The sequence below is a fragment of the Paenibacillus sp. A3M_27_13 genome, from assembly GCF_024213315.1.
Classification (GTDB): Bacteria; Bacillota; Bacilli; order Paenibacillales; family Paenibacillaceae; genus Paenibacillus; species Paenibacillus polymyxa_B.
The window spans coordinates 518,802-543,745 of the sequence record NZ_JANAVE010000001.1 but is presented as its reverse complement, the minus strand read 5'-3'; the positions used below and the strand labels follow the sequence as shown (position 1 = coordinate 543,745).

The 24,944-nt window shown below is 46.7% G+C and carries 25 protein-coding genes, 1 riboswitch and 1 other annotated feature; of the genes, 23 read left to right on the top strand and 2 right to left on the bottom strand.

Annotated features, from left to right (window positions below; translation table 11 throughout):
- Window positions 1-71: 71 nt before the first annotated feature.
- The 15 genes from NLX82_RS02540 to ytfJ all read left to right on the top strand — a co-directional run bounded on the left by NLX82_RS02540 (window position 72) and on the right by ytfJ (window position 14,755).
- The gene (locus NLX82_RS02540; RefSeq protein ID WP_053325683.1) at window positions 72-725 is read left to right on the top strand and encodes a stage V sporulation protein AA; all 654 of its coding nucleotides are present in this window, start codon (window positions 72-74) and stop codon (window positions 723-725) included.
- Window positions 722-1,144, top strand: a complete 423-nt coding sequence (locus NLX82_RS02535) for a stage V sporulation protein AB (RefSeq protein WP_023989211.1) — start codon at window positions 722-724, stop codon at window positions 1,142-1,144. Before NLX82_RS02540 ends, NLX82_RS02535 begins: the two co-directional genes overlap by 4 nt.
- Before the next feature lie 26 nt (window positions 1,145-1,170).
- Entirely contained in the window at window positions 1,171-2,865 is a 1,695-nt protein-coding gene (locus NLX82_RS02530) for a spore germination protein (RefSeq protein ID WP_068941577.1), read from the top strand.
- Window positions 2,866-2,975: 110 nt separating this feature from the next.
- Window positions 2,976-4,343, top strand: coding sequence for a diaminopimelate decarboxylase (gene lysA, locus NLX82_RS02525; protein WP_013310776.1), 1,368 nt, complete (start codon window positions 2,976-2,978; stop codon window positions 4,341-4,343).
- A 162-nt stretch (window positions 4,344-4,505) separates the two neighbouring features.
- The gene (locus NLX82_RS02520; RefSeq protein ID WP_013310775.1) at window positions 4,506-4,940 is read left to right on the top strand and encodes a peptidylprolyl isomerase; all 435 of its coding nucleotides are present in this window, start codon (window positions 4,506-4,508) and stop codon (window positions 4,938-4,940) included.
- Window positions 4,941-5,191: 251 nt separating this feature from the next.
- Window positions 5,192-6,205, top strand: a complete 1,014-nt coding sequence (locus NLX82_RS02515) for a 2-oxoacid:acceptor oxidoreductase family protein (RefSeq protein WP_023989209.1) — start codon at window positions 5,192-5,194, stop codon at window positions 6,203-6,205.
- On the top strand, window positions 6,205-8,493 hold the full coding sequence (locus tag NLX82_RS02510) for a thiamine pyrophosphate-dependent enzyme (RefSeq protein ID WP_028540618.1): 2,289 nt from the start codon (window positions 6,205-6,207) through the stop codon (window positions 8,491-8,493). The genes NLX82_RS02515 and NLX82_RS02510 overlap by 1 nt, the downstream gene beginning before the upstream one ends.
- Before the next feature lie 219 nt (window positions 8,494-8,712).
- Window positions 8,713-9,180, top strand: a complete 468-nt coding sequence (locus NLX82_RS02505) for an IDEAL domain-containing protein (RefSeq protein ID WP_013310772.1) — start codon at window positions 8,713-8,715, stop codon at window positions 9,178-9,180.
- A 68-nt stretch (window positions 9,181-9,248) separates the two neighbouring features.
- Window positions 9,249-9,422, top strand: a riboswitch (FMN riboswitch).
- A 331-nt stretch (window positions 9,423-9,753) separates the two neighbouring features.
- Entirely contained in the window at window positions 9,754-10,419 is a 666-nt protein-coding gene (ribE, locus tag NLX82_RS02500; protein WP_071558546.1) for a riboflavin synthase, read from the top strand.
- A gap of 60 nt (window positions 10,420-10,479) precedes the next feature.
- Window positions 10,480-11,163 (top strand): 3,4-dihydroxy-2-butanone-4-phosphate synthase, encoded by a 684-nt coding sequence (gene ribB / locus NLX82_RS02495; protein WP_023989206.1) that lies wholly within the window; start codon window positions 10,480-10,482, stop codon window positions 11,161-11,163.
- A 79-nt stretch (window positions 11,164-11,242) separates the two neighbouring features.
- The gene (gene ribH, locus NLX82_RS02490; protein WP_023989205.1) at window positions 11,243-11,707 is read left to right on the top strand and encodes a 6,7-dimethyl-8-ribityllumazine synthase; all 465 of its coding nucleotides are present in this window, start codon (window positions 11,243-11,245) and stop codon (window positions 11,705-11,707) included.
- 172 nt (window positions 11,708-11,879) lie between these two features.
- On the top strand, window positions 11,880-12,674 hold the full coding sequence (locus tag NLX82_RS02485) for a segregation and condensation protein A (protein WP_034095057.1): 795 nt from the start codon (window positions 11,880-11,882) through the stop codon (window positions 12,672-12,674).
- A complete protein-coding gene (gene scpB / locus NLX82_RS02480) occupies window positions 12,643-13,254 on the top strand; it encodes an SMC-Scp complex subunit ScpB (RefSeq protein WP_013310766.1) in 612 nt (203 codons plus the stop codon). The genes NLX82_RS02485 and scpB overlap by 32 nt, the downstream gene beginning before the upstream one ends.
- A 166-nt stretch (window positions 13,255-13,420) precedes the next feature.
- Window positions 13,421-14,134, top strand: a complete 714-nt coding sequence (locus NLX82_RS02475; protein ID WP_071558547.1) for a DUF2953 domain-containing protein — start codon at window positions 13,421-13,423, stop codon at window positions 14,132-14,134.
- Window positions 14,135-14,263: 129 nt separating this feature from the next.
- Window positions 14,264-14,755, top strand: coding sequence for a GerW family sporulation protein (ytfJ, locus tag NLX82_RS02470; protein WP_023989202.1), 492 nt, complete (start codon window positions 14,264-14,266; stop codon window positions 14,753-14,755).
- A gap of 91 nt (window positions 14,756-14,846) precedes the next feature.
- Here the strand turns inward: ytfJ and NLX82_RS02465 are convergent, their stop codons facing one another.
- Entirely contained in the window at window positions 14,847-15,569 is a 723-nt protein-coding gene (locus NLX82_RS02465) for a protein-glutamine gamma-glutamyltransferase (RefSeq protein WP_053325680.1), read from the bottom strand.
- Between the two features lie 208 nt (window positions 15,570-15,777).
- Between NLX82_RS02465 and NLX82_RS02460 the strand changes: the two genes are divergently transcribed.
- The 6 genes from NLX82_RS02460 (at window position 15,778) to NLX82_RS02435 (ending at window position 21,486) form a co-directional block, all read left to right on the top strand.
- On the top strand, window positions 15,778-17,040 hold the full coding sequence (locus NLX82_RS02460) for a D-alanyl-D-alanine carboxypeptidase family protein (RefSeq protein WP_076295281.1): 1,263 nt from the start codon (window positions 15,778-15,780) through the stop codon (window positions 17,038-17,040).
- A 57-nt stretch (window positions 17,041-17,097) separates the two neighbouring features.
- Window positions 17,098-17,841, top strand: coding sequence for a nucleoside recognition domain-containing protein (locus NLX82_RS02455; protein ID WP_023989199.1), 744 nt, complete (start codon window positions 17,098-17,100; stop codon window positions 17,839-17,841).
- A gap of 7 nt (window positions 17,842-17,848) precedes the next feature.
- Complete coding sequence (locus tag NLX82_RS02450; protein WP_023989198.1) at window positions 17,849-18,379, top strand: spore maturation protein; 531 nt, start codon at window positions 17,849-17,851, stop codon at window positions 18,377-18,379.
- Window positions 18,380-18,457: 78 nt separating this feature from the next.
- Window positions 18,458-19,216, top strand: coding sequence for a pseudouridine synthase (locus NLX82_RS02445; protein ID WP_023989197.1), 759 nt, complete (start codon window positions 18,458-18,460; stop codon window positions 19,214-19,216).
- A 109-nt stretch (window positions 19,217-19,325) separates the two neighbouring features.
- On the top strand, window positions 19,326-20,042 hold the full coding sequence (locus NLX82_RS02440; protein ID WP_013310758.1) for a response regulator transcription factor: 717 nt from the start codon (window positions 19,326-19,328) through the stop codon (window positions 20,040-20,042).
- A gap of 1 nt (window position 20,043) precedes the next feature.
- Window positions 20,044-21,486 (top strand): ATP-binding protein, encoded by a 1,443-nt coding sequence (locus NLX82_RS02435; protein ID WP_023989196.1) that lies wholly within the window; start codon window positions 20,044-20,046, stop codon window positions 21,484-21,486.
- Between the two features lie 214 nt (window positions 21,487-21,700).
- On the opposite strand, the gene serA is transcribed toward NLX82_RS02435, so the two are convergent.
- Window positions 21,701-23,293, bottom strand: a complete 1,593-nt coding sequence (serA, locus tag NLX82_RS02430) for a phosphoglycerate dehydrogenase (protein ID WP_028540623.1) — start codon at window positions 23,291-23,293, stop codon at window positions 21,701-21,703.
- 261 nt (window positions 23,294-23,554) lie between these two features.
- Window positions 23,555-23,804: a binding site (T-box leader), on the bottom strand.
- A gap of 185 nt (window positions 23,805-23,989) precedes the next feature.
- Here serA and NLX82_RS02425 point away from each other — a divergent pair.
- Window positions 23,990-24,577 carry a type II CAAX endopeptidase family protein gene (locus NLX82_RS02425; RefSeq protein ID WP_025723057.1) on the top strand — a complete coding sequence of 196 codons (588 nt, stop codon included), beginning with the start codon at window positions 23,990-23,992 and terminating at the stop codon, window positions 24,575-24,577.
- Window positions 24,574-24,915 carry a hypothetical protein gene (locus NLX82_RS02420; protein WP_023989193.1) on the top strand — a complete coding sequence of 114 codons (342 nt, stop codon included), beginning with the start codon at window positions 24,574-24,576 and terminating at the stop codon, window positions 24,913-24,915. Before NLX82_RS02425 ends, NLX82_RS02420 begins: the two co-directional genes overlap by 4 nt.
- Window positions 24,916-24,944 lie beyond the last annotated feature (29 nt).

Sequence of the window (24,944 nt, the reverse complement as noted above, 5' to 3'; positions counted from 1 at the left end):
CAATACACAGAATAGGTTTCCTTGCTTCGTTCCATACTAATCGATAATTACGAGGATAAGGAGGGGATCGGATGACTCATAGTCCGGCTCCTACAGTAGCTCCTATTGTCTACTTGCGGCTCCGCAGCCGTGTCCGCATGATACAAGGGCAGGATTTACATTTGGGTGATGTAGCCCAACTGCTGACTAATCCTGAATGGGAAAAGGATTTGCTTGAGCTTGTTCTCAAGCGGCCGCAGCACCAGGACGGTAATCTGATACTGATAGACATGCTGCAGATTATAGCAAAAATTAGAGATCATATTCCGGGGGTCGTAGTTGAATCTCTCGGGAAGCCGCATGTACTTGTGGAACTTGTGGAGAAACCCCGTAAGCCGTCCAAAATACTGTTTGTTTTGGTATGGGTGCTTCTGTTTTTTGGCTCTGCGCTGACAATTATGAATTTTCATGCCGACGTTAGCATGATGGAGGTACAGGTTCGGATTGTGGAGATGATTACGGGACATAAGGATGAGCATCCGTACCTGTTTCAAATTGCTTACTCGATCGGCATCGGCTTTGGCATGATCGTTTTTTTTAATCACTTGTTCAAGAAAAATTGGAACGAGGAGCCGACGCCGCTGGAGGTGGAAATGTATCTGTATCAGGAAAATGTGGATCAGTATGTTGTGGCAGAGGAATATGAAAAGATGGCCCTTCTGCAGACAAAGGATAAGAAACCATGATATTTGTACAGGCTGCACTTCAGATTATTTTAGGTATTGCTGGGGGCCTTGCGGTGGGTAGCGGTGTAATTGCTTTTTTTATTGTGCTGGATATCATGCCGCGATTAGCACAACTTACCCGTACGTATAAAAAATCACGTGCATACGAAAAGGCAATGATTGTAGGCTCAGTACTGGGAACTGTGGTCGATTTTTGGAACATTTGCTTGCCACTACCGGGCATATTTACATGGATACCTGGGTTATTTTGCGGAGTGTTTATTGGCTTGCTCGCCGCGGCTCTAACGGAGGTATTGAATCTCCTGCCTATACTCGCCAAGCGACTCCACATGACCGTGTATATGCTCGGTCTGTTGATGGCAATGGTGCTTGGCAAGGTGACGGGTTCCTTATTTGACTGGTTTGTATACAACCGTTAACAACGAAAGCGAAGGGGGCAAGGAATATGGATCACAGAGCGGATCAAGAGCATCAGGAGCAGCATCAAGAAGACGGGGGAATTGGAAAGGAAAACCACACCGGCGGAGAAGAGTTGAGTCCATGGCAGAAAAAGCAGGCGCAGGAATCAGCACGTTTTAAACACAAAAAAGAGAGTGAGCGGTCTGATAACGTAGAGGAGTCCGTTCGCTACTGGCAGGCCGAAGATGATATATCGCCGAGGATGAAGGATAATAAGAATACACTTGAAACAGTATTAGGTTTGGGGGAGACCTTTGATGTCGTATTCAGGGAAATGACACTGGGTGGGCGTCATACCGGATATCTGTTCCTAAATTCCTTTGCGAAGGATCAGATCATGCTTGAAGTGCTAAAGCGGCTCACCTATCTGACGCCGGATGATCTCTCTTCGGATGGACTACAAGCGTATTTTGAAAATTTTATTCCACATATTCAGGTGGAGAAGACGGATAAGATGTCTGTGGTCATTAACAAGGTGCTGACGGGACTGAGTGCCTTTTTCATGGAAGGCGAGCGTTTTTCCCTTATTCTGGATACTCGTAATTACCCGGTGCGTAATCCGGAGGAACCTTCTTTGGAGCGGGTTGTGCGCGGTGCTCGCGACGGGTTTACTGAAACAATGCTTACAAATGTAGGTCTGGTGCGCCGGCGTTTGCGCGACCCAGGGCTTAAATTTGAGGCTATGCAGGTCGGACGTCGAACCCGAACAGACGTATGTTTGGGTTACATTGACGATATTGTGGATAAGGTGATGGTGGATACTGTACGAGACAAAATTAAAAATGTTAATTTGGATGGTATTCCGCTGGCCGACAAGCAATTAGAGGAGACGATTATCAATAAAGGTTGGAATCCATATCCATTAGTACGATATTCGGAGCGACCAGATGTCGTGGCATCGCATATCATGGAAGGAAGGCTCGTTATTTTCGTCGATACCTCACCCAGCGTGATGATTTTGCCTACCACTTTTTTTGACTTGTGTCAGCATGCAGAAGAGAATCGGCAAACCGCTTTTATGGGAAGTTATTTGCGGTGGGTACGTTTTATAGGTATATTCGCCTCGATGTTTCTGCTTCCGATGTGGCTGCTAATGGTCATCAATCCAGAATTAAAACCGGCGTTTCTTGATTTTATTGGTCCTCAAAAGGAAGCACATCTTCCGCTGATTGCCCAGTTTATCATTGTAGAACTAGGGGTCGATCTAATGCGAATGGCGGCTGTGCATACTCCGACACCACTGGCTTCCGCTATGGGCTTGATCGCAGCGATTCTGGTCGGTGATATAGCGGTTAAGACGGGACTTTTCGTGAATGAGGTCGTGCTGTATATGGCTGTCGCTGCCATAGGAATGTTCGCAACACCGAGCTATGAGCTGGGGTTAGCGAATAGACTGATTCGACTATTCCTGCTGGTTTCTGTTGCAATTTTTCACGTACCGGGCTTTGTCGTGGGTACGACACTGATCATTTTGATGCTGACGCTGCATCGGTCATATAATTCTTCGTATTTGTGGCCGTTCATTCCTTTTAATGCCAAAGCGTTAGCTTCCATCTTGTTCCGTATGCCTGTACTAGATGCGCCTAACCGCCCGTCATCTAACAAAACGAGGGACAATACGCGTATGCCCCATACGGATGCCGACACAGATTCGAACTCAGGCAATGGACAGGAGCATTAATATAAATGATCTGCATAAAAATCCATTGTTCTTGATGTTTTTTTTGCTATACTGGTGTAAACATTCGATGGAATATGACTAGCTTGTTCCAGAAAGAGAGGCGCCAGAACATGTATTTGCATGGAAGCAGTAAAATTAACAGCAATGGACATTTGGAGATCGGCGGTTGTGATACAACGCTTTTGAAAGAGCGTTTTGGCACGCCGCTATATATTGTTGACGAACAGTTAGTCCGCCGGCGCTGCCGGGAATTCATAGAAGCTTTTCGTGAAACCGGATTGAAGTTTCAAGTTGCTTATGCAAGCAAAGCGTTTTGTGTTATGGCGATGTGTGCTTTAGCTGCTGAAGAAGGAATGTCGCTTGACGTAGTTTCCAGTGGAGAATTGTTTACTGCGCTACAAGCAGGGTTCCCGGCAGAGCGAATCCATTTTCACGGCAATAACAAAACACCGGAAGAAATTGAAATGGCGTTAGATGCGCAAATTGGCTGCTTCGTCGTTGATAGCGAAATGGAGTTGCATTTGTTGCAGGCCCTTGCCTCCGAGAAAGAACAGCAGGTGAATATCTTACTGCGTGTTACACCAGGGGTTGAGGCGCATACGCATGAATATATGGCCACAGGTCAAGAAGATTCGAAATTTGGCTTTGACATTGGGAATGGTACAGCACGCCAAGCAGTGGAACAGGCTATCGAGCTGGACCATCTTAACCTGTTAGGGGTACATTCTCATATCGGTTCGCAAATTTTCGAAGTGAATGGCTTTCAAATGGCTGCTGAACGGGTTGCAGCTTTTTCCAGAGAAATTAAAGAACAGCTTCAGTTTTCTTTCAAAGTGATTAATCTGGGTGGGGGATTTGGCATTCGCTACACAGAGGAGGACACACCGCTGAAAGTATCCACCTATGTGCAGGCTATCGGCGAAGCGGTGAAAACCTATTTTTCAGGACTTTACGATGAACTTCCAGAAATTTGGATTGAGCCGGGACGCAGTATTGTAGGCGATTCAGGCACGACCTTATATACGGTAGGAAGCATCAAGGATATTCCGCAGGTACGTAAATATGTCTCGGTAGATGGCGGGATGACAGATAATCCACGTCCTGCACTGTATCAGGCCAAGTATGAAGCGATGCTGGCTAATCGAGCGCAGGATACGAACGAAGAGACGGTGTCCATTGCGGGCAAATGCTGCGAAAGCGGCGATATGCTTATTTGGGATGTAGAACTACCTCGTATAAATAGCGGCGACTTGCTCGCTGTTGCCTCAACCGGAGCCTACAATTACTCGATGGCGAGTAATTATAACCGAATACGTCGACCAGCAGTTGTCTTTGTCAACAACGGTGAGGCCGAGTTGGTGGTGCGTCGGGAAACCTACGAGGATATCGTACGCAACGATGTTGTGCCACAGCGCTTGATTCGTGATCAAGCCAGTCCGGCGGTTCAGCCTAACGCCAAGATTACGGTTTCGTCCTGATTTTAGCATTGTAAGATCAAGCAGGCCATTGAGTCGGTAATAATACACCGGGGACAATGGCCCTTTATTTTGGACAAGACTTTGCTAAGCGCGGCAATTCATAGTAAACTGGAACTTGATGTTATTTAGTTCTCAAAACAGGTTGAAAAGGAGATACAAACAATGAAAAAAGGTAGAATAGATCTTGAAAACGGCGGTATCGTCGAAATTGACTTTTTCCCAGAAGAAGCTCCAAACACCGTTGCTAACTTTGAAAAGCTGGCAAACAGCGGTTATTACAACGGTTTGAGCTTCCACCGTGTCATTCCGGGCTTTGTGGCTCAAGGTGGTTGTCCAATCGGTAACGGTACAGGCGGTCCTGGTTACACGATTGACTGTGAAACAGCTACGAATACAACAAAGCATGCCAAAGGCGTTCTGTCCATGGCTCATGCAGGTCGCAACACAGGTGGCAGCCAATTCTTTATCTGCTACGCTCCACAACCACATTTAGATGGAGTACATACTGTATTTGGTAAAGTAACCAAAGGTATGGAATTCATTGATGCTGTAAAACAAGGCGACAAAATGAAAGAGGTTAAAGTATTTGACGTGTAATTTTACCGTTAATTACATGATCTTTTTTAAATAGCGTTGCACCTAAGCCGTTCTGTCTTTGGACAGGGCGGCTTTTGTTGTCTTTTGTTTGACGGTTTATTGATTTTCGCAATCACGTAGGCATTACAGTGCGTAAGATCACATTCGAAAAGTAAGTGTTGTGATAGCCTTCTCATAAGAATGCATTTTCCATTTATTTTATATGAGTATTCAAACTCAGTAAGGATTGGAAAAGAAGGGGGCTTATCACATTGTCTATTTTAACGCGCACAAATCGACTCGGATTTTTTGAAATCCGGCTGGAATCCATTGGTGGACTCGGCGCTAATCTGGCTGGAAAAATGTTGGCCGAAACCGGGGTGCTTGGTCTGGGGCTGAATGCTTCAAATTTTTCGTCCTACGGTTCGGAAAAAAAGGGAACTCCGGTTAAAAGCTTCGTCCGCTTCTGTGAGCCGGAGGTCGATATTCGGGATCACAGTCCGATTGAGCAACCGCATGTGGTAGGCATTTTCCATGAAACGTTATACAAAACGGTAAATGTAATCAGCGGACTGCCAGCGGATGGGATTGTAGTGGTTAATTCCACGCGTCCAGCAGAAGAAATACGGGCTGATTTGGGACTGGTATCTGGTACATTAGCGGTGGTGGATGCGATGGGCATCGCACTGGAAGAGCGAACCAAACTAAATACGTCCATGCTCGGTGCCTTGTTCCGTGTCTGTGATTTCCTGGACCCGGAAGCGATGAGATCGGTTATTCGCAGTACCTTTGAAAAGAAAAATCCACTGTTAGTGGAACCTAATCTGCGTACGTTTAACCGTGGTTATGATGAAATGGAACTGCACGTATATCCAGTTACTGATGACGCAGAGGATCGGGTTTTTGAACGTCCGCAGCCATTGCTGGGATACGAAACCCAACTACTGGGGGGCGTTATTGCAACTCAGGGAAACAGCATGACGAGAGATGTTAGTGGTTCACGTCAGGGGTATGTGCCTGAATATGAAGCTGATAAATGTACCCATTGTGCCAAGTGTGATTCGATTTGCCCGGATTACTGTTTTGTATGGGAAGAGCAAGCAGACAAACGCGGAAGAATGATGCCATTTTTGCAAGGAATTGATTACCAGTATTGCAAAGGATGTCTGAAATGTGTAGATATTTGCCCGTCGGGGGCATTAAGCTCGCGTCGCGAACAATGGGGATGGGCGGAACAGAATCGAGTTGCCCACCAATTTCCGGCATATGAAGGAGGGCGTGCGTAATGGCAAAACTGGAGGAAGAACTCAAACAGACAGGCGCCGCGCAAGTGACAACGTTCGAATCCGGTAATGAAATGGCAGCTACGGCGGCTGCGCAGATTAATTATCATATGATGGGATATTTCCCGATTACTCCATCTACCGAGGTAGCGCAGTATCTGGATCAGATGAGAACGAGAGGTCAGCATAATATTAAGCTGGTTGCAGCAGACGGAGAACACGGATCGGCAGGGATTTGTTATGGAGCTGCCGCAGCGGGAGCGAGGGTTGTGAACGCCACTAGTTCGCAAGGTTTCCTGTACATGCTGGAGCAGTTACCTGTTCAGTCAGGTACCCGTTTTCCAATGGTTATGAATCTGGTGACACGAGCTGTTAGTGGTCCCCTGGATATTCGCGGGGATCATTCGGACCTGTACTATGGTTTGAATACAGGCTGGGTCATTTTGACGGCAAGTACACCACAGGCTGTGTATGATATGAACATCATGGCACTAAAAATCGCAGAGCATAGCGATGTTCGGCTGCCTGTAATGGTCGCATATGACGGTTTTTATACGTCCCATCAAAAACGTAAAGTGCAATATTTTGCCGATGCTGAGACCGTGCGCGGTTTTGTAGGTCCTAACCCGAACTTGAATTATCCGAATATTACGGATTTTGATCATCCTGTTACCGTGGGTGCGCATATGAACGGTGATGACCTGACGAATAATCATGTTCAGCTATCCGAAGCACTGAAGCTGTCAGAAGGAGTATATGAGCAGGTAGCAGCAGAATATGCCGCTTTATCCGGTCGGGAATACCCGATTTTGGATCTGTATCATATGGAGGATGCTGAGGTCGCGGTATTCCTGTTGAATTCGGCGGCTGAATCGGCCAAGGATGTGGCGGATCAACTCCGCGCGCGCGGGATTAAAGCTGGTGTGATACGTCCGAATATCATCCGACCGTTCCCAGCCGCACAACTGCGGGAAGCATTACGCGATGTCAAGGCGCTGCTGGTAGGTGAACGTGCAGATTCGTATGGGGCAGACGGCGGTAATTTAACGCATGAAATTAAAGCGGCCTTGCAGGAGGACCCGCTGAACCGGACACTCGTGTTGAGTCGTATATTTGGCTTGGGCGGCAAGGATTTTTATGCGGAAGATGCAGAGGCGTTCTTCCAGCTTGCGATTGAGGCGGCAGAGGCCGGACGAGCCGAGAAGCCCTTTGATTATTACGGAATTAATCCGGGTTCACCGGACAAGGTGATGCCGCAAGTTATGCAACCGCCACGTGGCAATGCATACCGTACGGGTCTGATTCAGGTTACGCCGGACGAGGCGACCGGGAAGCTCAAAGTCAAGGTACCACCCCTGCGATCGTTGACGACCAAACCACGCCGTCTTACACCAGGTCACGGGGCTTGCCCAGGATGTGGGGCATTGTCTGCGCTGGAACTGTTTTTCAAAGGTATTGAAGGGGATATTGTCGTGCTGTTCCAGACAGGCTGCGTATATGTGACGACGACAGGGTATCCATATACATCACACAAACAACCGATGATCCACAATCTTTTTCAAAACGGGGCCGCTACACTTTCGGGAGCGCTGGAAGCTTATATGGAAATGAAGCGCCGCAATGAAATTGAGATGTCGGACGATCCGACCTTTATCATGATCAGTGGTGACGGTGGGATGGATATTGGTATGGGTTCTGCGATTGGTGCGGCTCTGCGTAATCATAAGCTGATCATGTTGGAATATGATAACGAAGGGTACATGAATACAGGTTCACAGCAATCGTACTCCACTCCGCTCGGTCACATGACCAGTACGTCGGGTGTAGGGAAAATGCAAAAAGGAAAGCAAGGGCATCACAAGGATACCGTGCAAATCATGGCTGCTTGTAACATTCCGTATGCTTTTACAGCAGCTGAAAGTCATCCGCAGGATATGCTGCGTAAAGCAGCCAAAGCTCAATGGTATGCGAACAACGTGGGTACGGCCTATGGTAAGATCCTGTGCGCCTGCCCGCTGAATTGGAAATCCGAAGACAGACTGGGCACCAGCATTGTGGGCGCCGCAGTCGAGTCCTGTTTCTTTCCTTTGTACGAAATAGAGCAAGGCAGTACGACGATTACGTATAATCCGGAAGACAAGGGAAAACGGATTCCAGCTGCAGAATGGTTGAAATTAATGGGTAAAACGAAGCATCTTCTCAAGGAAGAGGCTACGCTGGCTACCTTTGAGCAGGAGATTGAGCGTCGCTGGACTACCCTGAAAAAGAAACATGAAATTTCAGAGCTATAATTCTGTTTTTTGCATAATCATCGATTAGCATTGTTAGCCGCTGTTACTGTAGTGGTTCGATCAAGATTCTTTGCGCTTATTGCGCAAAGAATCTTTTTTGTCGTTTATGGGTTGAAGCATAAAAAAACAGGTAATGATTTCCGATATAGGAGTGGAGGCCTATAAGAGGCACGTTAAAAAGTTTTCTTCTGAATTTTAAGATGCAATGAGGTGCAGGTAATGATTAAGCTGAATACAGTTGAAATAATCGAAATTATAAAGAAGCAGATCCCTAAGGTTATGAACATCAAGCCAGTAGAACTAAAATTTACGGACGATTTTGGACGGGCATCGCTGGCAGCGACAGAACACAAATTCACACTGACGAACCAGCACTATTCTGCCAAGGTGATGGATTGCGTGTTAGAAACACAGGTACGCCCCATTTTAATGTGCGAAATTATTTATTTTCTGAAATGCGAGTTTATTGACGGACATGTTGATGTACGACTGGATTATGAAGCATGTTCTGAGGAAGGGCGGGGACCTGTTGCTTCAGCCGTAATTACCTTTGATCATGCAACAGAGTTGGGAGTCGAGGAGCTGGCCGATCTGATTGACTTGGCGCTTCATATGAATGATAAAACCTGGTTTGAAGAACTCTCCAGCCAATATGTCAAAACCAAAGCAGGCGCTTCTATTAGATAACTTGCTTTTTTTAGAAGTCGGTGCTAATATACGTAACAAGTTTAATGTTAATTCAATTAAATAAGAGCAAGATCCTTCGGGGCGGGGCGAAATTCCCCACCGGCGGTGATGACATGTTTGTGGATCGTTTTTGTGAGAAACAGCATGGCTTAGTCCGTGACCCGGATGCTGAATGATCGGCAGAAGGTGGACCTGGTGCAAATCCGGGACCGACAGTATAGTCTGGATGGGAGAAGGATACGAAGCGCATGTGCATGACGTGACATGTGCCGATTTTTAGCATACCCAATTGTGCGTACGGCTTATTTCGTTGTAGGACAGCATCGGGCGATAGCTTGCTTAAGCTTTCTTTTTGATGGGTGTTCTGAGCGTATTTGGTTGTATCCTCAGTCATGCTTTCTATTGGCAAACCTATGATTTCATGTCGTCTTAAGATGCATATGAACTGCGCTTGTATACTACAAATGTGACTCTCATCACCCCCATGACGGATTGAATCCGAACTGGGGGTTTTTTGCGCTTATAGCTGATGAATTAGGGATAAACTGAAATGTAGTGGAAAGGAGTGAAGGCATGTTTACCGGATTAGTTGAGGAAGTGGGTCGCATTCAAACTATTTCCAAAAGCGGTGAAGCGATGGTGTTGGGGATTTCGGGTTCCGTGGTGTTGGGCGATTTGAAAATAGGAGACAGTGTCTCGGTGAATGGCGTTTGCCTGACGGCGATACGGATTGGTTCGAAAGACTTTAAGGTTGATGTGATGCCGGAAACCTTTCGCAGCACTAATCTGAAAGAGTTGAGATCCGGCAGCAGAGTCAATCTGGAGCGAGCGATGACGGCGAGTGGAAGGTTCGGAGGACACATCGTGCAAGGACATGTGGACGGGACGGGAACGATTCGAGGGGTGACATCAGACCAGAATGCAGTTGTGTTCGAAGTTGAGCCTAAAAATCAAACATTATTTAAATATATTCTACCCAAAGGGTCAATCACAATTGATGGTATCAGCCTCACAGTCGCACAGCGTACGGGAGATACCTTTGCCGTATCCATTATTCCCCACACTTTATCCGAAACGGCCTTACAAGCCAAACGTGAGGGGGATACCGTCAATATCGAATGTGATATTTTGGGCAAATATGTAGAACAGCTTTTAAATTACAGAGGTGCAGCGGAGGCGGAGAGAGTAGAAAAAGCTCCTCTCAGTTTGGACTATTTGGCGAAACACGGCTTTGCCTGATATTGAATGGTAAGCCTGTTTAGGAGCATTCGTGGCACAAGACATAAGGAGGAAAGTGTTATGGATAGAGGTAGCCAAACAAGTGCAATGGCAAACGTCATGGAGCATGGCGAGTTGGAACATGACGAAGAGATTCGTTTGGATTCCATCGAAGAAGCGTTGGAGGATTTAAAAAACGGTAAAGTCGTTATTGTAGTGGATGATGAACAGCGCGAAAATGAAGGCGATTTTATCGCTTTGGCTGAAAAAGCGTCGCCTGAGGTCATTAATTTCATGATTACAGAAGGTCGCGGGTTGGTCTGTGTGCCAATCACACGACAAAGAGCCGAAGCTTTGGAATTGCATCCTATGGTAGAGCAAAATACAGATTTCCATGGTACTGCCTTTACGGTATCGGTAGATCATATGGAGACAACAACGGGTATTTCAGCGGCCGAGCGCTCCTTGACTGTACGCGCCTTGGCAGACGAAGCAGTCACAGGAAGTGATTTCCGCAAGCCTGGTCACATGTTCCCGCTGATTGCTCGCGATGGTGGTGTCTTGCAGCGTGCTGGTCACACTGAAGCGGCTGTTGATCTGGCCCGACTCAGTGGCTTCAAGCCTGCTGGGGTCATTTGCGAAATTATAAAGGAAGATGGCTCAATGGCCCGCCTGCCTGATCTGGCAGTGGTCGCCAAGCGACATCAATTGAAGCTGATCAGTATTCAGCATTTGGTGGCCTACCGTCGTCGTTTGTCATTGTAAAAATACATCTCGGTTCCAAGTAAATCTGAAGTATTATCCGAAGTCCCTAAATAATTAAACTAAGAGAGGTTGATTAAACATGGCACGTTTTCTAGAAGGTAATCTCGTATCGAACGGTTTAAAATATGGTATTGTGGTGGGCAGATTTAATGAGTTTATTACGAGCAAGCTGTTAAGCGGCGCAATTGACGCCCTTCAACGACATGGTGCGCAGGAAGATGAAATTGATGTAGCCTGGGTTCCGGGTGCATTTGAAATTTCACTGATTGCACAAAAAATGGCTGCAAGCGGCAAATATGATGCCGTAATTACGCTGGGTACGGTCATCCGTGGTTCTACTTCACATTATGATATCGTCTGCAATGAAGTGGCCAAGGGTGTGGCAGCAAGCAGTCTGAAAACGGGAGTACCCGTTATTTTTGGGGTAGTGACGACAGAAAACATTGAACAGGCTATTGAACGAGCAGGTACGAAGGCTGGTAATAAAGGTTGGGATTCTGCATTGGCTGCGATTGAAATGGCCAATCTCGGCAAGCAATTTTAATTATAGGAATAGCTGAATAGAACGGTATAAACTGCAAGGTGAAAAGGGATTGGATTGTTAAGCAAGGCGATGACGTATATACTACAGAAAGAGGGATTGATAACGTAGAGCATAAGTGCTATAGGGAAAGGTATTGTTGAATGATGATTGGAGTAAGGCAGGGGGAAGCACATTGACAGTCGTAAACTACAAGCTGGAAACATTCGAGGGTCCGCTGGATCTACTGTTGCATCTGATTGATAAAGCCGAGATCGACATTCAGGATATCCCGATTAGCGATATTACTGATCAGTATATGGCTTTTTTGCACAGTATGCAGGAGCTGGAACTGGACATTACGAGCGAGTTTCTGGTGATGGCGGCGACGCTCTTATCTATTAAGAGTAAATTGTTGCTTCCCAAGCCACCTGTGATGGAATATGACGATTTGGATTTTTATGAGGAAGAGGATTATGATCCACGTGAGGAACTGGTCCGCAAGCTGGTGGAGTATCGTAAATATAAAGGGATTGCTCGCCATCTAAGTGAACGTGAGTGGGAGCGGAGTCTAATTTATGGCAAGGAGCCAGAAGATCTAAGCGCATTCCTGCCCACTGAACCCGCAAATCCGGTGCATGGGCTGCATGCAAGCGATTTGGTCGCGGCCTTTCAGCGTGCTTTGCGCAAAGCAGAACGACGTACGACGGTAACCCGTGTTCATCGAGACGAAATTTCAGTTAAGGACCGTATCCGGCAAGTTATCGGGGCGTTAGAGATGCTGGGGAACGGAGGACGGCTACTGTTCTCCAAGCTGATGCATGAGGATATGTATCGGCATGAGGTGGTTGTGACCTTTTTGGCTATCCTTGAACTGATGAAAATGAAACAAATTTTCTGTTATCAGGAGAAGCTTTTCGATGATATTGTAATGGAGTGGAGAGGGGATTTACGGGTTAATGGATTATCTGAAGCTGAAATCAATTATTGAGGGACTGCTGTTTCTCGCAGGAGAGGAAGGGTTGTCCACCAAGCAGATCGCCGACATTGTAGAGCAGCAGCAAGAGCTGGTTGAACAGTGCCTGGAAGATATGAAGCAGGACATGGAGCAGGGGGGAAGGGGCTTGCAACTTGTCCGTATTGCCGGTCATTATCAGCTTGCAACTTTATCCGAACATGCACCTTACTTTGAAAAGCTCGCATACTCTCCGGCACGTGCCTCACTGTCTCAAGCTGCTTTGGAGACGCTGGCCATTGTTGCCTACCGCCAGCCCATTACAAGAGTTGAAATCGAAGAGATTCGGGGTGTCAAATCCGAGCGGGCCATACATACACTGGTCAACAAGGAGCTCATTGAAGAGAAAGGTCGAGCTGAAGCCATCGGACGGCCAATATTGTACGGAACGACGAAATCATTTTTGGATTATTTCGGTCTGGGCTCTTTGGCAGATCTACCGCAACCGGAGTTGTTCGAGGATTCGGACAATTTGGAGGAAGAGACTCAATTATTGTTCGAGCGTCTGGAGAGCAGCCAGCCTGCGGCCAACGATCTAGATCTTGAATCCCAATAAAGTTGCTCCGGATCTTGCGGCTCACTTATGTAAAGCTCAAACAGACAGCCAGTCCTCACATAGTTGGGGGCTGGCTGTTGGTATTTTAAGATGCATGATTTTCCGGCGAACGGTCATACTATTTTTGCCATGATATCTATAGCAAAAAGGTAGGGAGGACTCGCCAGTGTGGAAATGGATCAGTATCGCCATCATCGTCGTTATATTACTTGTGCTGGCTATTCTGCTCTCTCGTATTCGGTTGAAGCTGGATATTGCCAAACATGACAATGATGATCGGGCGCATCTAGAGATCAGATTTCTATACGGGATGATTAAAATGAATTACGATATTCCGGCCATTCTCATAACAGGTTTAAAAAAAGGGCTTCTCTATCGGCTTGACCGCAATAAAAACATACATAAAACGGATGCTTCCGTGGATAGCGGAAATATTGATACAGAAAAAATAAAGCAATTTATACATGATATACGGGTTTTGCTCAAGGGAACGAAATCCTTACATCGATGGTTGCGACATACCTTGGCGCATGTGACGTTGTCCAAAATGGAATGGTCTACCAATATAAGTCTTGCTGATGCGGCTTATACAGCTACCTCAACCGGTATTTTATGGGGATTGAAAACGACCTTGATCGGTTTTGCTACCAGCTTTGTACGTGTGGACTGTATCCCGAAGCTGTTTGTCGTGCCCTATTGGGTGGATCGCTTGCGTTTTACTACCACCTTGACCTGTGAAGCAAATATGTCGCTTGGTTATTTGATTTTCTCTATGCTCATGTTAGCTTACCGCATATGGCGCGTTCCGGGTGGACCGGAGGCGTGGAAACGGGTTTTTTCCAAAAAAACCGAGGATGTTCAAGCTAACAGTGAAAGATAAACTGTGGAGAGAGGTGAAACTCAATCCTTTCTGAACTATCGAATGACATACATATTTCCTTGAACCCCTGCGCACAATAGCGAAAGAAAAGGCAGTCTACGCTTGAGATAAGCAGAGGAGGAATAAATCATGTCAGATCACCCGATTCAAGGGCTCATGCAAACCGCAATGGAAAACATCAAAGCCATGGTAGATGTGAATACGATTGTAGGAGACGCAGTGGAAACACCCGATGGTTCCGTTATTTTGCCAATCAGTAAGGTAGGATTTGGTTTCGCTGCCGGAGGAAGTGATTTTAACGTAGACGAAGAGGCACTTCATACTTCCTCGGCGTCGGGTAATCATAGCGGGAAGGAAGGGCATCCTTTTGGAGGCGGTAGCGGTGGTGGTGTATCTATTCATCCCATTGCTTTTCTGGTTGTTGGCAAACAGGGGGCACAAATCGTTCCATTGGACAATCAAACGCATCTGATTGAGAAGCTCATTGACTCCACGCCATACCTGATTGATAAGGTTCAGTCTATCTTCCAGAACGCAGGCGGCAACTTGCAGACTCCACCCCCACAGGTACCTGTAGATGTTGCTACGGATCACAGTAATTCTGGCCCGGCTTACTTGTAAAAGTTATTGAAATTAAAAGCGTTCTCTCAGGAAGGTATCCCAAAGCCGAGTATAGGCTAAGGAATACCTTCTTTTCTGCTTGTACTTGGCCCTATCCCCGAATATACTGCCTTCCCCCAATGACAGCATGTATATGGTGACTGTATTCCTGTTGATACAAAGTATGCAGCGAGATTTCATTTTTTCGATTTCCTTCGGCAGCAAACTGGGATAGGTAGATGAAGTCCGGATAGATCACTTCATCCGTCAAATAAGCAGATACCGTGGCTTCCGGTCGACGATGTTGATTCAGGGAATCGATAATACCCTTCGCCGGCAAGATGCCAATCCCATGTCCATAAAACAAGTCTTCCTTCAGCTTAACGACATTTTCTCCTTTCCATTCCAATGTTTCAGACGACACATCCGGATTGTTGAAATACAGAATATCGCCGGGAGCCGCTTTATGACTTCCTTGCTGCTGTATGAGTCTGAGGTCGCTGTCATAGTGCCAGTCATACAACAGCATATCTGCAAAAATCCGATTAAACTCACTTTCCAAAATGGAATCCAGCACTCCTTTGTACAGCACAATAACCATAGCTGTTGCACATTCAAAAGCGTATTGATGACCGTTTAAAAAGATATCTCTGATCCCCTGTGCTGGTGTGACACCTGCTTTGATCTGAAAGCCACCTTTTTCCGTTAAATCCCAAAATTGCTGGTTGCAACGTGCGGTAGAAAATGTGGCAAAGGATACACCACTACGGTGTAATGCTTCTGCGGACTCTACAATCCGTGATCTTAAAATCATTTCAAACTGTAGTCGCTGCATGTTATAACCCCTCGATCCATATTTAACGTTTAGTAACTAATATATATGTATTCAGGGAGGGATGTTGCTTAGTTTGTGTAGAAAGAAAGCGAAAAAGGAGCAGCTAATGGCTGTCCTGTAAAGGAATTTTCTGTTATAAAGGTGGACATACTTTGAACAGCTTGGACATAGAATGGTACAAGACTTGCTCAAAACCGGAGGAATCCAAATGTTTAAAAAAAAGCAACACATCCACGCGGACCACAGCCATTTCTTGAATAAGGCACGCGCATTTGTTTTGCCGCTGGTACTTCTGCTTATTTCGTCATTGCCGCTTACGTTGCTAAGTCCGCAGCCCGTTCGGGGAGCGATAAAAACAGAAGCAGCACCGCCCGCATTAGGAACCCATGCACAGGCTGCTTCTTTAATTGATGTCACATCAGGAAGAATCATTTATTCTACCGAGGGTGACCGGGAGCTACGTATTGCCAGCCTGACCAAAATTATGACAGCGATCGTGGCCATTGAACATGGAAGCTTGCAGGACCGGGTAAAGGTGAGTCCAACGGCGTATGCAAAAGAAGGTTCCTCGCTTTTTCTGCAAATGGGTGAACAAATGTCGCTGGAAAATATGCTGTACGGCTTAATGCTCCGTTCTGGTAATGATGCCGCTTCTGCCATTGCTGAGCATGTGGGGGGGACAGAAGAGGGATTTGTCCATTTGATGAATGACAAGGCGGTTCAGCTTGGGCTAAGCCATACACATTTTGCTAATCCGCACGGGCTGGATGCCGAGGGACATTATTCCTCAGCCAATGATATGGCCCGGCTTACTGCTTATGCGCTGCATAATCCAACTTTTGCCCGTATCGTAAAAACAGAACTGAAAAAAGCACCGAATCCCAACGATTCTTGGGACTACTCATGGCACAACAAAAACAAAATGCTGCGGCTGTATGAGGGAGCTGACGGGGTGAAAACAGGCTTTACCAAAAAAGCATTTCGCTGTCTGGTCAGTTCAGCCACACGGGACGGTCGCCAGCTCGCTGCTGTTACCTTGAATGACGGGGACGATTGGAACGATCATGCCCATATGCTTGATTACGGATTTCGATATTATCCGCTCATTCCGATTACAGACAAGCAGCAACCTATCGATGGTTACCCACTATTAACAGGTACAAGCTTTGCATATCCTTTACATGATAGTGAGAAGACCCAGTTGCACAAAAGACTAGTGTTGTATAAAAATTCCGCCTCTGTAGACAGAGCGGACATATCTTTTGGCTTACGAGGACGGGTCGAATTCCTATTGGATGGTGAACTTATTGGTTCCGTTCCTGTGTATGAAAAAGGGAGTAAGCTGCCAGCTCAAAGTACCGTACGGCCACAGCAGGAGGCTCCAACTGCACAAGATCCTGCGAACAATACTCAGCAACGAGGTTGGACGAGCAGATGGAACGAAATTCTTAAAAATTTGTTTGGAGCCTAGGGCAAGCAGGAAATAGAGCTGCACGTGTCACATCATTGGGTAAAGGAGGAATCAGCCATGATTCATCTCATATGGGTGGCTTTGATTTGTATTGGATTTGTATTTGCTGCCGCGCAGGGAAATATTGAGGTGGTGACGAAAGCGGCTTTTGACGGGGCAACTACGGGGGTTACAGTGTGCTTTGGACTGATAAGTGTGCTGGTGTTTTGGATGGGCATGATGAGGCTGGCTGAAGATGGCGGGCTCTTACAGAAAATATCCAAGCTGCTTTCTCCTTTGGTTGCCTTTCTCTTCCCTGATGTTCCGCGTAATCATCCCGCTATGGGTTACATTTTGTCCAATATGAGCGCCAATCTGCTGGGTCTGGGGAATGCAGCCACACCGATGGGAATCAAGGCGATGCAAGAGTTGCAGACGCTCAATCCAGATAAGCAAACCGCCACACCAGCCATGTGTACGCTGCTCGCCCTGAATACAGCCAGTATTACGCTTATTCCTACGACGTTGATCGCGATACGGCTTAATTTTCATTCCGCACATCCGGCAGAAATCGTTGGTACAACACTGGTAGCGACCGCAATAGCCACCTTTGCCGCAATTGCGGCGGACCGTTGGTACCGTAGTCGAGAATTGCGCCGCCGTCCTCCAGCGATTCCGCCGTCCCAGACATCCTTGGCGCCACTCACCTCACCAGCATCAACATCTGCTGCCTCTTCAACAACGTCGTCCGTATCTTCACCTGCCGTTCCGCGAACGGGAATCAAGGCTGCCAAGGGCAGGGACACCACTTGGAAAGGATGAGGGAGGCATGCTTTATTTTATTAACCTCGTATCAACTTGGGCTATCCCGGTTATTCTCGCTTTTATTCCTTTATATGCATATGCCAAAAAGGTGCCTGTCTACGATTCTTTTGTGGATGGAGCTAAAGACGGCTTTTCTACCGCCATCAGCATTATTCCTCATCTCGTAGGCATGATGGTGGCGATTAGCATTTTTCGAGCATCCGGCGCTTTGGACTATTTGATCTCCTGGGTAACGCCATGGATTAAGCACTGGGGCGTCCCCGGTGAGGTATTGCCTTTAGGCTTGCTTCGTCCATTGACGGGCACTGGTTCACTTGCGTTTACGACGGATCTAATTCGCACCTATGGCCCGGATTCCATGATCGGTCGGATCGCTTCAACGATTCAGGGCAGCACAGACACGACGCTGTATGTGCTAACTGTATATTTTGGTGCGGTAGGTATCCGCAATGGACGGTATGCTTTGAAGGTAGGACTATTTTCAGATGTGGTTGGTTTTGTGGCAGCCATTGCGATTTGCCTGCTTATATTTTAATTTCTGTATCGTTTTTTGAACGGGGGTTGTGATTTTGCTCATGGATGGGTATCATTAGCATGAGGTGAATTAGCGAACATGGAAAGATTGCAGAAAATATTGGCCCAAGCTGGTGTAGCTTCCAGACGTAAATGTGAGGAGCTTATTCAGGCGGGCAGCGTGGAAGTGAACGGGGTTGTCGTAACTGAACTGGGAACGAAGGCAGACCCTGATCAAGATATGATTACGGTAAAGGGACGCCCGATCAAAACCGAGAAAAAAATCTATCTGATGATGAACAAACCTAAAGGAGTTATTACGAGTGCTTCCGATCCGGAAGGCCGTAAAATTGTGTCAGACTATCTGAAAGGCGTTAAGGAACGCGTATATCCGGTAGGACGTCTCGATTACGACACCGAAGGACTGCTGTTGCTTACCAATGATGGCGAGTTCGCCAATCTGCTCACTCATCCCAAGCATCATGTGCCCAAGACATATGTGGCAACAGTCAAAGGCGTTCCGCATGGGACTGAGCTGGACAAGCTGAAAAAAGGAATCGTGCTGGAAGATGGCATTACTGCACCAGCCGAGGTAGAATATAAAGATGTAGATCCGAATGGTAAGGAGTCTGTGATCCAGATTACCATTTATGAAGGCAGAAATCGCCAGGTAAGACGGATGTTTGAGGCCATTTCACACCCAGTCATCAGACTCAAGCGGATTGCCTTCGGAGATCTTTTGCTACAAAACTTGAAGCGCGGTCTGACCAGACCCCTAACTAAGGACGAAATCAACCGTCTCATTCAACTTGCCAAATCAGACAACACGAAAAAGAAACGGACAGGACGGGGGTCATAACCCCGGCCTTTTTGGTGTAAAGAGACTGTTGGATGAGAGTAAAGTTTGACCAAGCACAGGAAAATAGTAAAATAGAGAGAATGCTTTTTTTAGCGAAGGGGCTGGGAATATGTCAGAACAAAGCAACCGCATATTAATTGTAGACGATGAAGAACGCATTCGCCGCCTTCTGCGGATGTATCTGGAAAAAGAAGGATATGTAATTGACGAAGCTGAGGATGGTGAGATTGCCCTCCAAAAAGCGACTGCAAGCGATTACAGCATTATTTTGCTCGATGTAATGCTTCCGGGGATGGATGGAATTGAGGTATGTACACGGCTGCGTCAGACCAAAGCTACACCTGTGATTATGCTGACTGCCAAAGGCGAGGAAGTGAACCGTGTACAAGGCTTTGAAGTCGGAGCCGATGATTATGTGGTTAAGCCCTTTAGCCCGCGAGAAGTCATTTACCGGGTGAAGGCGATTTTACGCCGTTCGTCGGAAACTGCCTTTTTAACGAAAGAGGCGGTACCAAGCAATAGTATTGTTTTTCCGAATCTTATCATTGAGCATGATGCGCACCGGGTAACTGCGGGTGGAATTGAAATCAGTCTCACGCCTAAAGAGTACGAGCTGTTGCATTATTTGGCGGTGTCACCAGATAAAGTCTTCTCGCGCGAAGAACTGCTGAAAGACGTTTGGAATTACGAATTTTTTGGTGATCTGCGCACTGTGGATACGCATGTGAAACGGCTTCGTGAAAAGCTGAATAAGGTATCGCCAGAGGCAGCGGCTATGATTACGACCGTGTGGGGCGTAGGTTATAAGCTGGAGGTTCCAAAATAACGTGAACTTCTGGAGATCGCTGGTGGGCAAGCTGTGGATCACCATCATTTGTCTTGTAGGCTCTGTGCTTATTTTTCTAGGGCTTTTTTTATTGCCGTACATCAACAGAAATTTTGCGGCGTATGAATCGACGGAAATCAAGCATTTGTTCACCTATACATGCATTGTCGGATTTTTATTGACGACCTTTTTTGCCCTATTCCTTTTTACTAAAATCACACAGCCTATGCAGCTGTTGATTCAGGCGGCGAATGCGATTCGTGAGGGAAGGTATGATACTCGGCTTTCGCTGGTGACCAGTGATGAAATTGGAGAACTGGCGAAAACTTTTAATCATATGTCTACGGAACTGGAAGCAACGATCCGCAGTCTGAATGAGGAAAAAAACCATTTATCCAGTGTACTGCGAAGCATGTCTGATGCAGTAATCACCTTCGACAGAAGCGGACAAATCATCTTGACGAATCCGCCGGCACAAAGTCTGTTGGATATCTGGAAAAAGCTGGAGTGGCAGGAGCGTGATCTGGAGGAGTTTGGAGCTTCTGTACCTGAGCCTTTGCAGTCTCTGTTCCATACCGTTATGGACAGGGGAGAGGATGTCGGAGACTATATCCATGTCAAGAAGGGCTCCTGGTCGGTGCAGATGGCGCCTCTGTATACGGATAATGCAATCCGCGGTGCAGTAGCTGTGCTTAGAGATATTACGGAAGAAGTGAAGCTTGAGAAGATGCGGAGTGATTTTGTGGCCAACGTCTCTCATGAAATCCGTACACCTTTATCTATGATGCAGGGCTACAGCGAGGCGTTGCTGGATGGTATGGCGGGTTCACCTGAAGAATCCGAGGAGCTGGTACAGGTCATCCATGATGAATCATTACGCATGGGAAGATTAGTCAAAGATCTGCTTGATCTGGCCCGAATGGAGGCTGGTCATACAGACATGCACCGACAGGAAGTGGATGTGAATGAGCTGATCGAGCGTGTTCATCGTAAATTTACGGTACGTTCGAAGGAACAGGGACTGACACTCGATTACCATGAGCAAGGCCAACGTTTGCTGCTGCCTGAGGCAGATGAAGACCGACTGGAGCAGGTATTGACCAATTTGCTGGATAATGCATTCAGACATACACCCGGCGGGAAAAAGGTTACTATTGCGGCGGATCGAATTTTGGGAGAACGGCATGAGTTAATCCGTATTCGGATTAAGGATGAAGGTGTAGGCATTGCCAGCGAGGATCTACCTTATATTTTCGACCGCTTCTACAAGGCAGATAAGGCCAGAGTACGTGGTGAGGATAAAGGGACTGGTTTGGGGCTTGCTATTGTCAAGAATATTGTAGAGGCTCACGGAGGCTCTGTCTCTGCTGCCAGCGCATTGGGGGAAGGGACGGAATTTACTATTTTGCTGCCGATCTCCAACAAAACAAAGCTGGGTCTGTAACAGGCTTATAAGCCCCAACTGATATACCCCGGTTTGCAGGCATCCTCGGAAGAGGGTGCTTTTTGTTGAAAAATCAACATTTATCTTGTTCAACGTGGAACATCCTGTTTCAAGATAATTGCTCTCATGATAGATAACGGTATAAGAAAAAGACGCCTGGTAGCCAGGCGCCTCTCTTTATTATAAACCTTGGACTTCTCAATACTGTCTGGAACTAATCTAGCACTACTTCTTGGGCAGTATTTAGTTCTGGCAAACCAACGAGTTGAACCAGCACATCTTTAGGCACGGCTTTATCGACGGTCAAGATCATGATGGCTTCTCCGCCGACAATTTTACGCCCTACTTGCATGGAAGCGATATTGACGCCGTTCTCCCCAAGCAAGGTGCCGACACGACCGATAATGCCTGGTTTATCATTGTGGGAGATGAGCAGGAAATGAGCTTCCGGTGCCACATCTACTGGGAACTGGTTCAACCGAACAATACGTTCGCCATAGCCTGCCAGCAGGGTGCCAGATACACGTTGCTCTTCGCCGCTCTGGGTTTTGAGTGTAACGGTAATCAGGTTGGTAAATCCCTTGGTGGCGGGCGCCTGAGACACGACAAGATGGATGTCACGTGTTTTGGCCAGATGTACAGAGTTTACAATGTTCACATCGCTGCCCAGATGACGGCTAAGTACACCTTTCAAAATATAACGTGTCAGCGGCTGTGTATCCACAGAGGACAAATCACCAGCGTAATCTACCTGAATTTCACGTACAGCCTGATTCGTGATCTGAGCGGCAAAGCTGCCCAGCTTCTCTCCAAGCGAGAAATATGGCTGCAATTGCGTCATGACGTTGGATGGTACTGGAGGCATGTTGACCGCATTTTTAAAAGGCTCATCACGCAAAATATGCAGCACTTGCTCGGACACATCGATAGCTACATTCTCCTGAGCTTCGACAGTTGAGGCACCCAGATGTGGTGTGACGATAATTTTCGGATGACTCAGGAATGGGTGATCCTGTGCTGGCGGCTCTGACTCGAATACGTCAAAGGCTGCACCGGCAACGATACCTTCATCAATGGCTTCAACAAGAGCCATTTCATCGATAACTCCGCCCCGGGCACAGTTGATGATGCGCATTCCTTTTTTCATCACTTCAAACTGTGGACGAGCAATCATATGTTTCGTTTCCGGTGTTAATGGTGTGTGTACGGTCATAAAATCTGCGTTGCGGATAATTTCGTCCACGCTCGCCAGCTTAATGCCCAGCTTCTCAGCGCGTTCTTCCGTTAGAAATGGATCATAGCCGAGGATGCTCATGCCAAATGCTTTGGCACGTTTAGCCACCTCACTGCCGATACGTCCCATGCCGAGGACTCCAAGTGTTTTGTTACGCAGTTCGACACCGAGGAATGTTTTACGATCCCATGTACCGCCAATGGTTTTGGCATACGCCTGTGGAATATGACGTGCTAGAGCCATCATCATCGCAAAAGTGTGCTCACATGTCGTAATCGTGTTGCCGTCAGGAGCGTTAATAACGATAATCCCGCGCTGTGTTGCTGCTTCAAGGTCGATATTGTCCACTCCGACCCCAGCTCGCCCTACAACCTTGAGGTTCTTACCTGCCGTCATGATTCGTTCGGTTACCCGAGTTTGGCTTCGAACGAGTAACGCGTCATAATCACCAATAATTTGAACCAATTCATCCTCGCTGAGACCTGTGTTCTTGTCCACCGTGACATCGTCTGCATCCATCAGTTGCTGGATGCCCAGGTCACTGATCGGATCGGATACTAACACTTTAAACATTTGGTTTCCTCCTCAAAGTTAACTTCTTTTATGGACAGGATGTACTTCAAACTGAAATACATTCCATAAAGAACATGAAAAAACTTGAAATGCTTCTAAAAGTACAGGAGAGCGGTGTGAAATACTAGTGTGATAACGCATTGACGCAGAAAAGGGATGGAATAGCATTATGCACCAAACTAACGACCAAAAGTCTTATGCGGAGACACTTTGCGGTTTTCGGGCATCAAAAAAACTCCCGAATCACATACTATCTCCATAGTAAGGGACGAGAGTTATCGTGGTACCACCCTAATTCGCAGCCATTTCGCAATGGACTGCCTTCAGCGGTCATAAAATGACCGAAAGGATAACGGTTTTCTGCCGATTGCATCTAATGCCGGGAAATATTCCCCAGACCTCGGTGCAATAACTCAGGAGCGCTGAAAGTAGTTACTTCGTCACCGGCTTCCACCCAAGCACCGGTTCTCTGAGGACGAAATCAATACCTTTTCTCCATCATTGTTGTTGTCGCTAATAATTTTTTCATAATGTATCATGGCTTACATGGGCATGTCAATAGGACATGCGACATGTGTGGATAGCCGGCTAGATATATAGCTACAGAATGCGGAAAATTAAGATTTAAGTCTTCTTGAATCCGTCCGACTTTTTGGCTATGATGCTAAAGAAGACTATGCAGAGGACTAACTAACTATGAAAAAGCTTAAAGTGAAATGGAAAAGAGCGCAAATTCATGAATTGAATGACCGCTTGCTGCTTTACAATTTGTATCTAACTCAGGGTCTGACCCTGCTGATTGGCGCAATCTGGATTATTTTTCAGAAAAGAAATGTGTTAGAACTATTTGCATTGCCGAACACTCTGCACGTCTTATGGTGGGGATTGGGCTTGGCCGCCGCTATGTTACTTGTGGATCTGTTGCTATCCCGGATTATGCCTGAGGATGCTATGGATGACGGTGGTATTAACCAAATGCTGTTTCAAAATCGTCCGGTTTGGCATATTATTTGTATAGCAGCTATCGTCTCCATCTGTGAGGAACTCTTGTTCAGAGGTGCGATTCAGTACAGCTTTGGTCCTTATTGGACAAGCATTTTGTTTGCGGTGATTCATATCCGATATTTACGGCATTGGATTCCCACTGGCTGGGTTTTTCTTAGCAGTTATGGATTGGGCTACATATATGTGCAGACCGGTAGTCTGTGGGCACCGATCATTTGTCATTTTGTGATTGACCTTATATCTGGTTTAGCGTTACGTTTTCGGAGGTATGAAGAATGAATCAGGAACTTAGCAGAGTGCAGACCTATGGTAGCCGTCGAAATGGTCGCAAAGGCAAGGAGGAGGACAGGTCAAAATCTAAACCAGTTCGCTCCCGTGCTTCACGGCCCGTGCCAGAATTGGCTCACGTTGCCGCTGCACCAGAAGTTGCTGTGACGATGGAGAATGACACTCCTGCCAGTGAGTATCGAACGCGGGCGGAAATGTTTCCTTCCCGCCGTATTCGGGTAAGTAAGTGGTTTTTAAATTTTTTGAGCACTCTTTTTGTGCTGATTACTGCAGCGTTACTGTGGTGGGGCATCAAGGGTGCACCACCCATCAGTGAAATGCTTTGGTAATATAAAGTTATTATGGACGTCTGTGCTTA

What these genes read in the sequence shown, in the direction of transcription:
- NLX82_RS02440 (WP_013310758.1), top strand. Translation starts at nt 19,326, where the DNA reads ATGTCAGAACAAAGCAACCGCATATTAATTGTAGACGATGAAGAACGC.
- scpB (WP_013310766.1), top strand. Translation starts at nt 12,643, where the DNA reads ATGGATTATCTGAAGCTGAAATCAATTATTGAGGGACTGCTGTTTCTC.
- ribH (WP_023989205.1), top strand. Translation starts at nt 11,243, where the DNA reads ATGGCACGTTTTCTAGAAGGTAATCTCGTATCGAACGGTTTAAAATAT.
- NLX82_RS02445 (WP_023989197.1), top strand. Translation starts at nt 18,458, where the DNA reads ATGGAAAGATTGCAGAAAATATTGGCCCAAGCTGGTGTAGCTTCCAGA.
- NLX82_RS02520 (WP_013310775.1), top strand. Translation starts at nt 4,506, where the DNA reads ATGAAAAAAGGTAGAATAGATCTTGAAAACGGCGGTATCGTCGAAATT.
- ytfJ (WP_023989202.1), top strand. Translation starts at nt 14,264, where the DNA reads ATGTCAGATCACCCGATTCAAGGGCTCATGCAAACCGCAATGGAAAAC.
- NLX82_RS02450 (WP_023989198.1), top strand. Translation starts at nt 17,849, where the DNA reads ATGCTTTATTTTATTAACCTCGTATCAACTTGGGCTATCCCGGTTATT.
- NLX82_RS02505 (WP_013310772.1), top strand. Translation starts at nt 8,713, where the DNA reads ATGATTAAGCTGAATACAGTTGAAATAATCGAAATTATAAAGAAGCAG.
- NLX82_RS02455 (WP_023989199.1), top strand. Translation starts at nt 17,098, where the DNA reads ATGATTCATCTCATATGGGTGGCTTTGATTTGTATTGGATTTGTATTT.
- NLX82_RS02420 (WP_023989193.1), top strand. Translation starts at nt 24,574, where the DNA reads ATGAATCAGGAACTTAGCAGAGTGCAGACCTATGGTAGCCGTCGAAAT.
- NLX82_RS02535 (WP_023989211.1), top strand. Translation starts at nt 722, where the DNA reads ATGATATTTGTACAGGCTGCACTTCAGATTATTTTAGGTATTGCTGGG.
- NLX82_RS02530 (WP_068941577.1), top strand. Translation starts at nt 1,171, where the DNA reads ATGGATCACAGAGCGGATCAAGAGCATCAGGAGCAGCATCAAGAAGAC.
- serA (WP_028540623.1), bottom strand. Translation starts at nt 23,293, where the DNA reads ATGTTTAAAGTGTTAGTATCCGATCCGATCAGTGACCTGGGCATCCAG.
- lysA (WP_013310776.1), top strand. Translation starts at nt 2,976, where the DNA reads ATGTATTTGCATGGAAGCAGTAAAATTAACAGCAATGGACATTTGGAG.
- NLX82_RS02510 (WP_028540618.1), top strand. Translation starts at nt 6,205, where the DNA reads ATGGCAAAACTGGAGGAAGAACTCAAACAGACAGGCGCCGCGCAAGTG.
- NLX82_RS02460 (WP_076295281.1), top strand. Translation starts at nt 15,778, where the DNA reads ATGTTTAAAAAAAAGCAACACATCCACGCGGACCACAGCCATTTCTTG.
- NLX82_RS02465 (WP_053325680.1), bottom strand. Translation starts at nt 15,569, where the DNA reads ATGCAGCGACTACAGTTTGAAATGATTTTAAGATCACGGATTGTAGAG.
- ribE (WP_071558546.1), top strand. Translation starts at nt 9,754, where the DNA reads ATGTTTACCGGATTAGTTGAGGAAGTGGGTCGCATTCAAACTATTTCC.
- NLX82_RS02540 (WP_053325683.1), top strand. Translation starts at nt 72, where the DNA reads ATGACTCATAGTCCGGCTCCTACAGTAGCTCCTATTGTCTACTTGCGG.
- NLX82_RS02425 (WP_025723057.1), top strand. Translation starts at nt 23,990, where the DNA reads ATGAAAAAGCTTAAAGTGAAATGGAAAAGAGCGCAAATTCATGAATTG.
- ribB (WP_023989206.1), top strand. Translation starts at nt 10,480, where the DNA reads ATGGATAGAGGTAGCCAAACAAGTGCAATGGCAAACGTCATGGAGCAT.